Genomic DNA, 14854 nt, shown 5'->3' on the forward strand with positions numbered 1-14854 from the left:
GGAGTGCTCTTCTTCATGCCAGGAGAATGTTCCTCGTCCCCCCGTTTCGACGGGCCTGCCTGCTCGGCTGCACCTATGTCTTTGATTCTGCTCTGCTTTTCTCCATCGCGTTAAACGGACGCGGATGGGCTGGGCACAGGGACTGGCCCAAGTCGGTCAGGTGGTACTCGACCTTCGGTGGGACCTGGGCGTGCACGATGCGCGCGACGATGCCGTCCTGCTCCAACTGCCTGAGTTGCTGGATGAGCATCTTCTGCGAGATGGCGGGGATGGCGCCCTTGATGCCGGTGGCCGCCGTCACGGGCGTGTGATGGTCATGCTTACCCAAAAGCATGGACCCCACTTTTTCGTGCGTTCTTGTGAAAGAGATACCGCGCCATTACCTGGAGGGCCATGACAACGAATCACGCTGCTTCTTTGAAACTGCCCGCGCCCATCGCGAGCTACTTCGCCAGCGAGACCACCGACCCGCAGGCCGTCGCCCGGTGTTTCGCCGACGACGCCGTCGTCCTGGACGAGCGACACGAACATCGCGGCCGCGCCGCCATTGCCGCGTGGAACCGCGCGGGAGTCGCCAAATACGCTTTCTCCACCGAGCCTCTGTCCGCGGACACGGCTGGAGCGCGCACGACAGTGACCGCGAAGGTGAGCGACAACTTCCCAGGCAGCCGGGCGCAGTTGCTATTCGCGTTCACCATCGCTGGCCACCTCATCACGCGCTTGGAGATCGGTTCATGAGCTTCGATCTCGAATTGAAGGGCTAACGGGCGCTCGTCACGGGCGGGACCAAAGGCGTCGGGGCGGCTGTCCTCGCGGCGCTGGTCGAGGCTGGCGTACGCGTCCTCGCCACGGCACGCACGGTGCCGCGCGACACGAATAACGTCCGCTATGTCGCGGCTGACGTGACGACAGCGCAGGGCTGCGCGGAGGTCGTCCGGCAGGCCATGGCGCACCGCGGGGGCGGTGCTCTTGGACTCGCGAAGATGCACGGGATGACTGGCCGGGTAGGCGCTCACTCCACCTCCCAGCCGCGTTTCTTCCAACTGTCTTCCGGGGGAACAGACCGCCGTCCCGACTGCTCCGACTCAAGGTCCGCTTGGCCGACCCCGGGGCGATCCGCTTGGCCGCCCCCGCTACGAACAGCTTGGGTGACCCGCCTGCTATCCATTACCCCGGTCCGTTACACGCGCCAGCATCTCGCTGAGGAAGCCATGGACGGCACTCGCGAGGACGGCGCGCGCGTAGGCGAGCTGCTTGTCGCGGACGGCCTTGAAGGGCGGCACCTCCAGCCCGTCCACTGTGAGCACCATGTGCGGCAGGACGACGTGCACGCAGCCCGCCTCGAGCTGGTCCGCAAGCGAGTCACCCGCATCGCGCCGCTGGGATGCGCGTGCGGCCTGGGCGGAGGTGATGCCGAAGCGCTCTTCCAGGGCTTGGCGCGTGGGCCCCGTCGTGCGCGGAACCTCGTCGCCCATCGTTCCCCCCGAGGACGGCGGAATGGAGAGCACCAAGCCTCGTCCGTCACCTCGACTTACGGCACCTAACGATAGTCAGGGCTGGGCTGGCCGTTGGCAATGCGCCTACGACGTCTCTGTCCTGGCATTTGTTAGGCGCTGCTATGACTCAGGCCCGAGGCGAGCCTGCCCCAGGGGCCAAACCTGGTGGGTTGGCGGTTGGCATGAGCCGAAACGAGAGGCAACAGGGCGTTCCGTGGAGCGCGAAGGGTTGAGTAAGTATTTCTCGTCCCGCTCCCCTGTCCGGAGGCCATCCGTGTCGCGCTCTGACGCTCGAACCAATCCAAGCGGCACCTTTCTATCACGGAAGAAACACCATCCATCGACTCTCGACTCCATTCCGGGAAGCGATGTCGACCATCCAATCCACGCCCCCTCGGAACTGGGAAATCAAGGCCCCGTGGCTTTGGTTGTCCAAGACGAGCTCTCAAAAGCACGCCAGAAGAACAAGCCCCCAAAGACAAAACCGAGACCTAAAGCCACCCCCACGGAAATCCCAGCATCACAGAACCCTTCCGGCACGGACGATGAACTGGGGAGGCTTAGTCGAAGATACGAAGCCAAGGGCCCCGGCACGGTTTCCACGGGCAAGGGGGACAAGGGGGGAGTTTCATATGGCAGCTACCAATTCGCCTCGGCCAACGGCTCGGCGGCAGAGTTTGTTCGCTCGCTGAAGAAGACCCATTTCAGCTACTACGTGGCGCTGGCAGGCGCACGTCCTGGAACTCCCGCGTTCTCGGCCGCATGGAGAAAACTGGCAACCAAGGACCCCATCGGCTTCGACAGGGCCCAACATGAATACATCAAGAAAAAATTCTACGACGTGGCTGCCGCATGCATCAAGAGGCTCGTCGGCATGGACCTGGACCTGCGCTCCGCCACCCTGCGAGACGTCGTATGGTCTACCGCGGTTCAGTCTGGCCCTTGTGCGGGCCCCAAGGCCTATGCAAGAGGCATCCGTGGCGCAGCCGATATCGTCAAGATAGCGCTCAAAGGACAAGACCCCGCCACAGTCAGCGACGAAGAATTAATCAAGGCCATCTACGCGGAGCGAGGCCGGAAGAACACCAACGGCACCCTGGTGTACTTCTCTGGCAGCTCCAAGCAGGTGCAGCAGGGCGTCAGCAATCGCTACAAGGATGAGATGAAGAACGCCCTCTCACATCTAATGAATGAACAACCAACGGCTGTGAGTCCGTCAAAGGGCCCTCAGAAGTCCCTGGTGGAGTTGCCATCCGACGTCGACTCGAAAACACCGAAAACAGTGGCTTCCACGCCCGCGTACGATGTGACTGTCGCGCGGAAGCTGGATGTGTGGATCGAGACAAGCTTCATCAGCAAATATTCAGTATGGAGCGATGGCGGCTTGGAGACCCCGAGTTCCAGCGCGGCAGGGAGGATGGCGTCGAAGCTACATGTCTACGCGCGCCCTTTGAAAGAGCGCATCCAGGTGGCAACTGGCTCGGACGGCCAGGGCGGAATCGTGGTTGACGCAAAGGCTGCGACCCAGTGTCTTGAGTATATTGATGAGCAACTGGCCCTTGGTCGGCCAGTAGTGGCGGGGGTCTCTCACTCCGCCGCACATGTTGATAATCTCACGCTGTCAGATCTCTATGTACTGATCAATGGGAAGGGCGTCAGTGCCAAGGGGCGTACATTCTATGTCTTTCAGAACCCGGCTGCCCGGAAGCCTGTGATGGGCGCATACACCAATCCCGACAACACCTTTTATGTAGAGCCTGGGACTGGGAAGCTGTACCGCCCGGCGCCGGTTTCGACAGGCGATGAGTTCGGGCGCCGCTATGAAGTCGCCATGGTTGTTCGCAACTTCTAGTCCTTTGGCCGGGTGAAGTCTGCGGGTTGGTAATGGAACTTCGCTCGGGCCTTCGGCACGGTGAATCGCCAGCGAATCCGGAGCTGCTGGCGATTGGCCCACTTCTGCCATGCCTGCGTTTCGCAGCGAAGCTTGTCGAGCGTGGGGATGCGCCGCGTCCCCGCGCACTGATGAGAGAGCAGGGAAATCTCCACCTCCGCCTGATTGAGCCAACTGCCGTGGACGGGCGTGTAGTGTGGAGTGAATCGACGCCAGAGTCGACGCCCTGCACGTACCCCAGACTGCACCGCCAACGCATGGCGGCTGTGGGTACTGTGAGAGTCACCCGACGCTCATTCGGTGCGCCGCGCGCGCAGCACGCGGCGCACCGATTCTCCTACCGAGACCGCGCTGAAATCAGGGCACACCGCCCCATCGCTTCATCGCGGACAGCGACTCAGAGTCCGTTGGGGACCACGGTCACGGTGCCGGAGCCTCTGTTGGTCAGGATGAGATCGGCGTACCCATCCGCGTCCATGTCCGCGGTGGCGATGGCGTTGAGGCCAGGCGAGGCGCCGGTCGTGACGACGGTGCCCGAGGTGAAGCCTCCATTGCCGTTGCCGGTCATCGGGCGGACGCCGCCCGAGGCCGTTGTAACGAGGATGTAGGCGTCGAGCTTGCCATCGCCGTTGAAGTCACCGGCCACGACGCCCAGCGCCGAGTTGGTGGCCGTAGTGGCCGCGGCGGTTGACTGAACGCCGCTCGCGAAGGTGCCGTTGCCGTTCCCTCTGAAGTAGAAGAGGTACCGGCCGGCCGCGCCGTTCGAGAGGATGTCGAGCGTGCCGTCGCCGTTGGCGTCGCCGAAGGCGATGCCCGCCGTCTGGCCGCTGGCGGAATTGCTGTAGGCGACTGGTGCGGCGAACGTGCCGTCTCCCTGGTTGATGAGGATTGACAGGCGTGCGCTGGCGGGGCTCGTCACCACGATATCGGAGAAGCCATCGCTGTTCAGGTCACGGCAGGCGATGGTCGACTGAGCGCCGCCGGTGCTCTGGATGCCGATGAACGTGGGCGCGCCGAAGTTGCCCGCGCCGGTGCCGAAGAGCACGCTCACCTGGTTCTGGGTCACGCTGGTCGTGGCGATGTCAGCCACCCCGTCGTCATCGAAGTCCCCGGTGCAGAGGTGGACGGAGCCCGGGGTGCCTGTGGTGAAGCTCGTCGGCGCGCCGAAGGTCCCGGGCGCGCTCGAGCCCAGGTTCTTGTAGACGCTGATGTTTCCGTTGATGAGGGGCAGGTTGGTCTGGCCGTTGACGGTGACGGCGTCGAGCCACCCGTCGCCGTCCACGTCCACGGCCACGACCGCGTTGCTGGAGAGCGAGGCGCTCCCGTAGTTGACCTCCGACTGGACGCTGGCGTCGCCATTCCCCAGGAAGACGGAGAGGGAGCCAGAGGGAGTCTGGGTCGACCCGGATTCGGCATTGGCCACCAGGATGTCGAGCTTGCCGTCGCCATTCACATCGGCGACCGCCGGGGCCAGCGGGCTGTGGTTCGCGGGGGAGCTGACCGGCGTGCCGGGGACCTGTCCAGTGGGGGCGGTCTGGCAGGTGGCGTTCGAGCAGATCTGGCCCGTCGAGCACACGATGCCGCAGGCGCCGCAACTGTCGGCGTCGCTCTGGAGGTTCACCTCGCAGCCGTCGGACGAGTTCGCGTTGCAGTCCGCGAGGGTGCCGGAGCAAGACTGGCAGTTGGTCCCCTCGTAGGTGGGCGCGCACTTGCAAGTGTAGCTACCCATGCCGTCGATGCAGGTGCCACCGTTCAGGCAGGGGCTTGCGGCGCACTCGTCGATGTTGGTGCAGCTCACGCCGTCGCCCTCGTACCCCGCATTGCAGGCGCAGGTGAAGGAGCCCCCGATGTTGGTGCAGGAGGCGTTGTCGTTGCAGTTGTCGGTACCGGCGGCGCACTCGTCGATGTCGGTACACACTGTCGGCTCTCCCGTGCAGGTGTAGCCCGGCTCCAACTGGCAGACGCTGTTGCAGCCGTCTCCCGAGAGTTGATTGCCGTCGTCACAGACTTCGAATCCGCCCAACACTCCATCTCCACAGAAGACTCGTAGCGACGTTTCCACCGCGTCCACCAGGTAGAGCGCGAGCACCGCGCCTCTCAGGCGCACGTAGCGATAGGGCACGTTCCCCGGGTACGTCGCCACCGCGATATGCGTCCCCAGGCCCAGCTCCTTCAGGTGCAACGTGCTGGAGCCGATGAAGGTCCCATCCGCCTTCAGGAAGTCCACCTGGGCCACGAGTGCCAGCGTGAGTCCCTGATAGTAGACGCGCAGGTCTCCGGTGCCTTCCTCTCCCTGGCCCAGGTCCAGGACCAGCGCCGAGTTGAGCACGCTCAGCATGGTCGCGGCCTGCCCGTCCGGAGCGCCCAACGCCGCGCTCGCGTTGAGCACCGCCGCCGTGGTGCTCGACACCACCGCGTCCGCATACGGGTCCCACGTCAAGGAGGCTTCCGGCCGCTCACGCGTCAACGCCTCGTCACCCGCTTGCGACACCCCATCCTCCGGAGGACCTACCGTCTCATCGAGGGACTCCACGGCACACGCCCCCAGCGACAAGGCCAGCGCCACGCCCAGTCCCCATGACCACAGCACACCAGGATGACTTCGCATCGAGTGTCTCCCTCCGAGGAGCAGGATGAAGCCCAGAATGGACCCCCCTCCTCATGGAATGAACGACACCATTCCGTGCTCCCCGCTGCCAGGCACGCAACACTTTGATGGCAAACGTTCTCGGGCTGCCAGCCAACAAGTCCTGGAGGACCATCGACAGAAAGTCCATGTCATGCCTGTGTCCGTCTCCGCGAATCGATGCGCAGAGATGGGAATGGTAGCGCATCGCCAACAGTGCCGGTGAGCCCCAGGTGCGCGGCCAAGCGTCAAACCTTCGAGTGGAGGTGACGCCAGCACAACCGGAAGTGCCAGTCATCCAGGCGCGGCATAGGCAAACGAGGAGGACTTCCCCCGCCCCCCGCCCGTTAGCGGAGGCGAACCGGATGCTTGGAGCCCCAAAGGCGCTGAAATGCCTCCCCCGCTTCCTGGTGGAGCCCTTGCGCCTGGGCTTGTCATGAACTGACGTTACGCCTGGAGCCCGAGGTCTAGAGTTAAAAGATGTACGGGGAATCCACATGTGTCCGTTCGCCTTGGCGCTCATGAGTCCAGACGCAGTGCATCCTCCATGCGGCGGAGTCTCCGGGGCATGTCGCGAATTGATGGCGGTCCTTGATTTCAAACGACAAATGTCAGAGTGGTGTGGTTGTCTCCTGCTCCCCGGAATGCCTTCCGGAAAGGAGGCACCATGCTTCGAAGCACATTGAAGTCCGCGCTGGTTGCACTGTTCATCCCCAGCCTGCTGCTCACCGCCTGCGGTGAGGGATTGGAGTCGCGTCCCGCCCTGGACCCGGAGATGGCCCGAGTGCCTGCTGGCGCCCCGGTTCGCGAGGGCTACGCCTGGAACGCCGCGAGAGGGAAGCTGGTGCCAGTGAAGTACGCCGAGGTGGATGGTCTGGCCATCCTTGAGGGAGACATGGTTCTCGGCACGGTGGAGGAGATGGAGGCGCGCGTGCGCGAGGTGAAGGCCCGGGGAGGTATCCACGCCCCGGGGGTCCAGGCCCAGGGCGTTGCCATCACCGGAGCAAACTTCCGCTGGCCCAACTCCGAGGTGCCCTACACCATCGACGCGGCTGTGCCAAACCAGGCGCGAATCACGGACGCCATCAATCACTGGCAACAGCGTACGCACCTGCGCTTCGTGCAACGCACTGTGCTCAACGCGGCGCTGTACCCGAACTACGTCAATTTCCAGACGGGCACCGGGTGCAGTGCCCACGTGGGACGGATTGGTGGCAGGCAGATGGTGTCGCTGGAGGCCGCGTGCAGCACGGGCAACATCATCCATGAAATCGGACACGCCCTGGGTCTGTGGCACGAGCAGTCGCGCGAGGACCGCAATACCTACGTGCTCATCCGGCCCGAGAACATCACCGCGGGCTATGAGCAGAACTTCAGCCAGCAGATCGCCGACGGTGACGACATCCTCGCCTATGACTACGGTTCCATCATGCACTACCCGAGGACGGCGTTCTCGAGGAATGGGCTACCCACCATCGAGCCACTGGGGGGGCAGGCCATCGGGCAGCGCGATTCGCTGAGCATCACGGACGCGGCAACCGTGGCGCGTCTCTACTCGAGAACCATCTCCCTGCGTGCCTTGCGCGGCCACTACGTGGTGGCCGAGGGCGGCGGCGGCGGCGCGGTGAACGCTAATCGTGCCGCCGTTGGTCCCTGGGAGAAGTTCCAACTGGTGGACCGCAACGGATTCGAACTGCAGACCGGCGACCTCATCCACCTGCAGACGGCCTCAGGTAACTATGTCATGGCCGTGAACGGTGGCGGCTCGGGGGTGACAGCCACCCCCACGGCGCCTGGCAACTATGAAACCTTCCGCATCTTGAAGATAGCCGGCACGGGCCTGCTCACCATCGGCACCGGAGACACCGTGGCCCTGTCGACGAACGATCTCCTCACCCCCCGCTACCTGTATGCCGATAACGGTGGCGACGGCTCGGTGTATGCCGCCGGCGCCGCCGTGGGGCAATGGGAGCAGTTCACCATCACCTTCTACTGAGGGACGGGATAGGGCCGAGGAACTCCGGGCGAAAGCAGACACGCGTCTGGGAGGGCGTGGTCGCGGGAAGTACCGTGGCCACGCCCAGGTCCTCGTAGATGAGGGCAGCTCCCGCTCAGTCCGCGTTGAGAGCCATGGAGTCCAATCGCCTGTTCGCGGAGAGTCCTCGCAAGCATCCCAAGGAACTCGCGCCGTCCGTGCAGGCCTTGGTCGAGTATGTGAAGCGTCCCGAGAACGACTTCCTCCGCATCTACATCGGAAGCATGCTGGACGCGGCCAACCAGAAGAACCCCGCTCAACATCAAGACTCCCGCGGACTTCTTCCAGCAGCTCGACAATGCGCTCTACAGCCTTCCGAAATACGATGCGAACTTCATGGCCGCGCTGCCGTTCTACACGGTCCTGCAGCCCTTCATGGAGAACGGCCCCGGTTGGGCTTTCTTCACCAACGAGGGAATCCGGCCCTACTTCTCCGCGATCCTGAAGGCCTATCACGACAAGCTGGAGACGCCCGCCTCCCTCGCCTACATGAATGACTCGTACGGGAACTGGCTCAGCGCGGACGCCCGGGAGTACCTGAGCCTGGACGATTACGTCTATTCCCCCTCCGCGCCGCATGGCGGCTTCAAGTCCTGGAACGAGTTCTTCATCCGCAAGTTCAAGAACCTCGACGCCAGCCGCCCCCTCGCGCCGGACCCCTCGGGGAAGGCGATCATCAGCCCCGTGGACGGGCAGGTCTGGAAGATCTCCAAGCAGGTGCAGCGCGAGGCCACCTTCGACATCAAGGGCGAGCAGTACTACCTCACGGACCTCCTCAACGAGCCCGCGGACAGTCCCCTGCTGCGGCCCTTCATCGATGGGTTGGCGGTGCAGATCGTCCTGATGCCCTTCAACTACCACCGGTGGCACTCGCCGGTGACTGGCCGGATCAAGAAGGTGCGGACGGTCCCCGGCTTCTTCTTCGCGCAGCCGGCACCGCAGCAGGACTACGCGTCGTCGTTCCCCTTCCTCAGCCACGTCAACACCCGGACGGTTCTCTTCATCGAGTCCGAGAATCCGGCCATCGGAGAGGTCGCCATGGTCTTCGTGGGGCTGACGGAGGTGTCCTCGTGCGTGGCGACGGTCAAGGCGGGTGACCTGGTGCAGCGGGGCGACGAGATTGGCCACTTCGCGTTCGGCGGATCGACCTGCTGCACCCTGTTCGACCGGTCGAAGATCGCGTCCCTCAGCATCACGGACAGTCCCGAGCTGGGCGACGGCGGCGGCGGCGGGTCTGGGGAGAAGCTCGGTAACGTCGTGATGGTGAGGCAGAACATCGGGCTCGCGCTGTAGTCGCGATCTCGGTGTCCACGAGACGTGAACGAACTGTGGGCACCAACTCTCGGCTTTCCTCTCAGAGGACTCAAACGCTCTGAGGGGCCGAAAGCCGAGTCACACACCCATGCGCGGCGGCACTCCTCGCCGTGAGGCAGCCCGTGGCCTTGCTTTGCCGTGGAGGGAGAAGCGCTCGCGGAGCAACTGGATGAAGTGGGTCAGTGGAGCGGGGCGCTGGCGGGATGCGCGGGTGACGGCGCTCCAGCGGCGTCTGATTCCCCGAGGGGTGAGCCGGACGGTCCGCAGTCCATGGCGCTGGTCCGGCAGCATCCATTGAGGCAGTGCCGTCACGCCGATACCGCCACGCACCAGCTCGATCAGTGCCTCGGTGAGGGGGACGGGGGATACCCGGTGCGGCTCGATGCCCGCGGGCCAGAGCACGCGCGTGAAGACATCGAGCTGCTCCCGAGGCGCGGCATAGGTGAGCAGGTGCTCCCTCACCAGGTCCTCCGCCGTGACGTGTTCCCGCCGCGCCAGCGCGTGGTCCTCGGGGACCACCAGCATGAGCTCGTCCTCGAAGAGCGCGGTCTGTTCCAGACGGGCCTGCGGCGGGACGTCGGTGGTCAAGGCGAGATCCAGCTCGCCATTCAGCAGCGCCCCAAGAGGCTGACGCGTGGCCTCCAGGACGATGCGCAGCTCGACGCGTGGGTGCTCGGCCTGCCACCGCCCCAGGATGGGCGGCAGCCAGCCATACACCGTGTAGCAGCCCGTGCTGAGCCGGAGCAGGTCGTCCTGCGGGTGCGCACGGCAGACCGCCTCGGCCTGGGCCACCTCGCTCAGGACCCGCCGTGCGGAGAGGAGCAGCTTCTCGCCTGAGCCGGTCAGGAGCAGGCGGCGCAGGCGGCGCTGGAAGAGCTGCACGCCCAGGCGCTCCTCGGCATCACGGAGTTGATGGCTCAGTGCCGAGGACGTGAGGTGAAGCTGCCGGCTCGCCGCGGCCAGGCTTCCAGTGTCGGCGACCGCGGCAATCAGCTTGAAGTGACGGAGCTCGAGCATGCCGGTCAGCTTCACATGAGCCCGGTTCAGCATCATCGCGAAATCGTTTCGCTGCGCTCATGGAATGGGTCCCCTTAACGTGGGTGTCCCAGCGCCAGGAGCACGGACGGATGACCCGGTCAGACAGCTTCCCGAGGATTCAGAGCCTTGCCGTACCCCCATGGTCGTCCGTGCGGATCGACGACATTGAACCGGTCGTCGTCGGCCCCGGCTGCCTTCGGAGGGACTTGCCAGGTCCTCGCGACGTGAGGGTCTGGGTCGTGGACATGGCTCCCGGGAGTCAGTGGCCCTGGGTGGACGTCCACGACACCGGCGAGGAGGTCCTCGTGGTGAGCGGTGAGCTCATCGAAGGGGAGCAGCGCCTGGGGCCGGGCTCATACCTGGTCTTCCCGCCGGCAAGCCGTCATCAGCCGCGGACCGAGACCGGCGTGCGCCTCTTCGGCATCAACCTCGTGGCCTCCCCGGGGGCCCGGTGAGCCAGGACGCCCTGACTTCCTTCTCCCCATTCCGGATGGAACCCTCGAACACGGAGGAACGGGGCAAGAGGGCCCGGCCTTCGGGGACGGGCCGTCGGGACTTCCTGCGTGCGGCGGTGGCGCTCTCCGCGGGCGCGGTCCTGCTTCCTCCTGGGACGGGCCGTGCGACGAAGCCTGCCGACAGCGCCGCGCTTCGCGCCCAGCGGTTGGCCTGGGCCGGAGTGCGGCTGCGGCTTGGACAGGACACGCTCTTTCTGGACCCGTTGAGCGACCCCTCCGTGTGGGGGGCCGCGCTGAAGGACCCGCTCGTCCCGTTGGACGTGCGCGACGGGGGCCGCTTCGTCCTGGTGACGCATCGCCATCCCGACCACTTCGACCGGGTGGCCGTCCGTCAGGCGCTGGGGGACAGCGGGACGCTGGTGTGCGCCCCGGACATGGCCGCGGCGGCTTCCGCGTCGGGATTCCGCGTGCGGTCCGCCCCGCTCTACGAGCCCCTCTTGCTCAATGACTTCACCGCCACCGCCGTTCCCGCGGTGGATGGCTATGGGGATCCCCAGGTTTCGTGGATCGTCTCCGGTGGAGGCCGCCGCATCATCCACTGCGGCGACACGCTGTGGCATGGCTCCTGGTGGCACATCGGGCGACAGTTCGGCCCCTTCGATGCGGCATTCCTGCCTATCAACGGGGCGCGCTTCGGCTGGCGCAAGCCCGTGAGCGACGTGCATGCCGTCCTGACGCCGGAGCAGGCGGTGGCCGCGGCCGTGGTGTTGGGATCAAAGCTCCTCGTGCCCATCCACTACGGCCTCGCTGCCTCCGAGGACTACCAGGAGGTCCCGGACGCGGAAGCGCTGCTTCTGGCCGCCGCGCGCACGCGGAAGGTGAACGTGGAGTTGGCACGTCCGGGGGAGTGGCTGACCTGGCAGGCCCGGACCTGACACGAACATCGAGGCCGGGGCGTGCCCTCGTTGACTCCGAATTCTGGTGATGCAGACCCTCCAGCGACGACGCGAGCGCGAGAACCGGCAGATCAACGAGCGGCTCAAGACGCTGATCGCCGCCTACAAGACGCTGGGCGGCTCATTCACCGGGGAACTGGCGGTGGACCCCACCCATCTGCGCGACCTGCGCCGCCGGGCGGAGGATGCGGCTGCCTCGGGGCGGGAGGTGCCAGAGCCAGACTCGGCCTCCGAGCGCCGCCGGCGCATCCGCGATGCGGTGGAGGCGGCGCTGTCGGACGTGCTCCTGCTGGGGACCGAACAGCAGGTGTCACTGGCGGCGCGGGCCGCGCGCGACATGGTCGCCGGACGGCCGGTGCGTACGCTCGACCTGGTGGTGTCGCTGCGCGGGTTCATTCGTCAAGCACTGGATCTGGAGCCGATCCCGCCGTCATTGGAAATCCCGGAGTAAGGCCCGCTGCGCACCGTCTCCGGCGGTGGCAAGGGCGGAGGCGGAGGCGGAGACAAGGATGCCGGGAGCAGGGGAGGCGGAGGCGGGATGGGTGGCGCTGCAGGCGGCGCCGGACTGGGCATGGGAGCGGGGATGGGACTCGGTCACCTGGAGCGGGACGAGGCAGGGACCGACGAAAATGGCTGATGTCGGAGTCCGCGGGGATGGATTTCTTTGTCATTCCGACTGCGACGTTTGGAAGAGAGGACCCAGCGGCGCGCATTGCAAGACATGGCCCACGTGCACACCCCACTACGGCCTCGGGTGCGGGCCTCATCCCCATTGAGAAAAGATTGCCAGCGGCGGTAGTGTGCCGACTCCGGTCATGAAGCTCGGGGCCGGGGGGGGCCAACAGGGCCATGCGCAGGCTTCTTCAGGAGCTACAGGAGCGCCTCGAGGACTTCATCGAGCAACGCGAGGACCTGCTGCTGCTGGTCCAATGCTCCGAGAATGACACGGCCATCCTCCTCAAGCTCTTGCGCGACACGGAGCAGGCCTCGGAAGTCGACGTCTTCCTTCTCTTCAGCAACTCCTTTCATCAACCGCGCGAATTCGTCCGGGAGGCCATCGAGCAACTCCAGGAGCAGCATGGCTTGGCCTCCCAATCGCTCCTCGAGGCCGGCAAGCCTCCCCTCCCCGACTTTCCCCAGACGCTCCTGAGTCCCTCCCGGTCTCCCCAGGCGCTCCTCCAGGAGGCCATCTCCTTCGCGCGCTCACTCTTTCCCCGCGAGGGCGGCCACCGGCTGGTGTGGGTCATGCTCCCCGAACAGATCTCCGACGCCGCCGGCTACGCGGCGCTCGTCGCGTCGCTGGTGCCCAGGAATGGCATCCAGCCCTGGATGCAGGGGCTGCGATTGATTCTCCGAAACCCCGGGTTCACGATGGGGAGGGACACGAACGCGCCTCGCCTCCCTCGCGTGAGCATCCTGCCCGTGGACCTCTCCCCTGACGCGGTGCGGGACAGCCTCCAGAGGGATGTAGAGGACGACGAGCGACCTCGCGCGGAGCGGATGCAGGCGCTGATGACCCTGGCCTGCCTGGACTACGCGCACGGTCGAAACAAGGAAGCCACCGCGAAGTACACCGCGCTGCTCAACTACTACCAGGAGACCGAGAACCACTCGATGCAAGCCATGGTCATGCATGGCATCGGTGACGTGTTCCGCCGCACGGGGGCGAACGACCAGGCCCTGCACTGGTACGAATGCGCCCTGGTGCCCGCCATCGCGTCGAAGGCGCCTGTCATCCTGTCCGTCGTGGTCAAGTCCCTGGGCGAGTTCGCCTTCGAACGCAAGCGATACAGCGAGGCCGAGCTCTACTTCGAGGGACTGGAGCAGATCGCCGCGCGCATGCTCGACCCCGAGGGCAAGGCCCGGGCGCTCGAGTGGCTCGGGCTCTGCCACGAGAAACAGGGCGACGCGAAGCAGGCCGTGGTGCGCTGGGAGACCGCGGCCCACCTCAGCCGCAAGGTCGGCCTCCACGTCAACCTGTGCTCGAACCTGGATCACCTGAGCCGCACGTATCGACACCTGCGCATGAAGGAGCGCCTGTCGGGCGTCGAGACCGAGCTCACGCACCTCAAACGTAAGGGGCCCCGCGATGCCTAACCTTCCTCCCGCGCCTCGATACCGCTCACCCGAACGGCCACGCAATGCGCTCCATACCCTGTCGGAAGGCCTCGGCATGGTGGCGGGTCTGCCGTCCATGGGCATCAACCTGCTCAACGAAGGTTTCGCTCTGGCCACCAACTCCATCTCCCAGGCGCTGCCCGCTTTCCCCGCCGCCACGCTCGGGTCCCTGGCCGTGGGAATCCCGCATGCGCACGTGCTGCACCCACCCAGTGGCCCACCGCCCGTGCCCCCCACGCCCATGCCCGTGCTCGGCGCCATCGCCCTGGGCACCTCGGTCCAGGTGCTCATCAACGGGCTGCCCGCGGCGCGGTGTGGAGACCTCGGCTTCACCCCGACCTGCTGCGGGCTCCCGCCCATCTTCGAGGTCTTCACGGGCTCGTCCAAGGTCTTCATCGGTGGAGCGCGCGCGGCGCGGCTGCTGGATTTGACCTACCACTGTAAACCCGTTCCACCCGCGGGAGGCGCCGCGCGGGGCGCTGCGGCGGCGCTGCAAGCGGCCAGCAAGGCCATGATGGTCGCCGGCATGGCCGCACAGGTGGCCTCCATCGCGGGCGATGCCGTCGAGGCCGCTGGCGCCAGCGCGGAGGGCGATGCCGCCATGGCGGGGGCCTTGGGGATGAGCGCGGGGATGATGGCGGCGCAGATGGCCGCCGACGCGCTCGCCATGGCGATGGGCGCCGCCATGGGGAAGGACGCCTGTGTCCCTCCAGGAACCCTGGGCGCCGTCACCCTGGGGGCGCCCAATGTGCTCATCGGCGGATTCCCGATGCCCAGTTGGACGAACGTCGCGCGAGGGTTGATGAAGCTCGTCAAGGGCCTGCGGGCCCGTGCCGGCGCACGCCGGGGCCGTCGCAACTCCGGGAGGAACCATTGAGCCCGCCATCCCCCCCGTCAACCACCGAGGGAATCGACCGCCGCGGAG

At 65.8% G+C, this 14854-nt stretch carries 13 protein-coding genes and 2 pseudogenes; 10 read left to right on the forward strand and 5 right to left on the reverse strand.

What is annotated here, in order from left to right; translation table 11 throughout:
* Positions 1 to 73 precede the first annotated feature (73 nt).
* The gene (locus tag D7Y15_RS29665; RefSeq protein WP_233605129.1) at positions 74 to 334 is read right to left on the reverse strand and encodes a helix-turn-helix domain-containing protein; all 261 of its coding nucleotides are present in this window, start codon (positions 332 to 334) and stop codon (positions 74 to 76) included.
* Positions 335 to 393: 59 nt separating this feature from the next.
* Between D7Y15_RS29665 and D7Y15_RS29670 the strand changes: the two genes are divergently transcribed.
* Together D7Y15_RS29670 and D7Y15_RS46640 are read left to right on the forward strand one after the other, a co-directional pair.
* The gene (locus tag D7Y15_RS29670; RefSeq protein WP_121754665.1) at positions 394 to 738 is read left to right on the forward strand and encodes a nuclear transport factor 2 family protein; all 345 of its coding nucleotides are present in this window, start codon (positions 394 to 396) and stop codon (positions 736 to 738) included.
* Positions 739 to 779: 41 nt separating this feature from the next.
* Positions 780 to 947 (forward strand): annotated as a pseudogene (locus D7Y15_RS46640) (short-chain dehydrogenase); the annotation flags it as partial.
* A gap of 213 nt (positions 948 to 1160) precedes the next feature.
* On the opposite strand, the gene D7Y15_RS29680 reads toward D7Y15_RS46640, so the two are convergent.
* Positions 1161 to 1475, reverse strand: coding sequence for a hypothetical protein (locus tag D7Y15_RS29680; protein WP_121754666.1), 315 nt, complete (start codon positions 1473 to 1475; stop codon positions 1161 to 1163).
* Positions 1476 to 1770: 295 nt separating this feature from the next.
* Between D7Y15_RS29680 and D7Y15_RS44310 the strand changes: the two genes are divergently transcribed.
* A complete protein-coding gene (locus D7Y15_RS44310) occupies positions 1771 to 3348 on the forward strand; it encodes a peptidoglycan-binding protein (RefSeq protein WP_148712900.1) in 1578 nt (525 codons plus the stop codon).
* A gap of 101 nt (positions 3349 to 3449) precedes the next feature.
* Here D7Y15_RS44310 and D7Y15_RS45980 read toward each other — a convergent pair.
* Positions 3450 to 3584, reverse strand: a pseudogene (locus D7Y15_RS45980) (IS630 family transposase); the annotation flags it as partial.
* Positions 3585 to 3784: 200 nt separating this feature from the next.
* A complete protein-coding gene (locus tag D7Y15_RS29690; protein WP_121754668.1) occupies positions 3785 to 5995 on the reverse strand; it encodes an FG-GAP-like repeat-containing protein in 2211 nt (736 codons plus the stop codon).
* Positions 5996 to 6680: 685 nt separating this feature from the next.
* Between D7Y15_RS29690 and D7Y15_RS29695 the strand changes: the two genes are divergently transcribed.
* On the forward strand, positions 6681 to 8009 hold the full coding sequence (locus D7Y15_RS29695; protein ID WP_172817686.1) for a M12 family metallopeptidase: 1329 nt from the start codon (positions 6681 to 6683) through the stop codon (positions 8007 to 8009).
* 300 nt (positions 8010 to 8309) lie between these two features.
* The gene (locus tag D7Y15_RS29700; protein ID WP_233605131.1) at positions 8310 to 9341 is read left to right on the forward strand and encodes a phosphatidylserine decarboxylase family protein; all 1032 of its coding nucleotides are present in this window, start codon (positions 8310 to 8312) and stop codon (positions 9339 to 9341) included.
* Positions 9342 to 9440: 99 nt separating this feature from the next.
* Here the strand turns inward: D7Y15_RS29700 and D7Y15_RS29705 are convergent, their stop codons facing one another.
* Complete coding sequence (locus D7Y15_RS29705; RefSeq protein WP_233605130.1) at positions 9441 to 10379, reverse strand: LysR substrate-binding domain-containing protein; 939 nt, start codon at positions 10377 to 10379, stop codon at positions 9441 to 9443.
* Positions 10380 to 10489: 110 nt separating this feature from the next.
* On the opposite strand from D7Y15_RS29705, the gene D7Y15_RS46455 reads away from it, so the two are divergent.
* The 5 genes from D7Y15_RS46455 to D7Y15_RS29730 all read left to right on the forward strand — a co-directional run bounded on the left by D7Y15_RS46455 (position 10490) and on the right by D7Y15_RS29730 (position 14806).
* Positions 10490 to 10855: a cupin domain-containing protein gene (locus D7Y15_RS46455; RefSeq protein WP_255428377.1), complete on the forward strand. Its 366-nt coding sequence runs from the start codon at positions 10490 to 10492 to the stop codon at positions 10853 to 10855.
* A gap of 35 nt (positions 10856 to 10890) precedes the next feature.
* Entirely contained in the window at positions 10891 to 11790 is a 900-nt protein-coding gene (locus tag D7Y15_RS29715; protein WP_121754672.1) for an MBL fold metallo-hydrolase, read from the forward strand.
* A gap of 49 nt (positions 11791 to 11839) precedes the next feature.
* Positions 11840 to 12262, forward strand: a complete 423-nt coding sequence (locus D7Y15_RS46645) for a hypothetical protein (RefSeq protein ID WP_304988690.1) — start codon at positions 11840 to 11842, stop codon at positions 12260 to 12262.
* A 398-nt stretch (positions 12263 to 12660) separates the two neighbouring features.
* Positions 12661 to 13908 carry a tetratricopeptide repeat protein gene (locus D7Y15_RS29725; protein ID WP_121754673.1) on the forward strand — a complete coding sequence of 416 codons (1248 nt, stop codon included), beginning with the start codon at positions 12661 to 12663 and terminating at the stop codon, positions 13906 to 13908.
* A gap of 76 nt (positions 13909 to 13984) precedes the next feature.
* Complete coding sequence (locus D7Y15_RS29730) at positions 13985 to 14806, forward strand: PAAR domain-containing protein (protein ID WP_158629134.1); 822 nt, start codon at positions 13985 to 13987, stop codon at positions 14804 to 14806.
* Positions 14807 to 14854 lie beyond the last annotated feature (48 nt).

This window comes from Corallococcus sp. AB030 (assembly GCF_003668965.1).
GTDB lineage: Bacteria > Myxococcota > Myxococcia > Myxococcales > Myxococcaceae > Corallococcus > Corallococcus exiguus.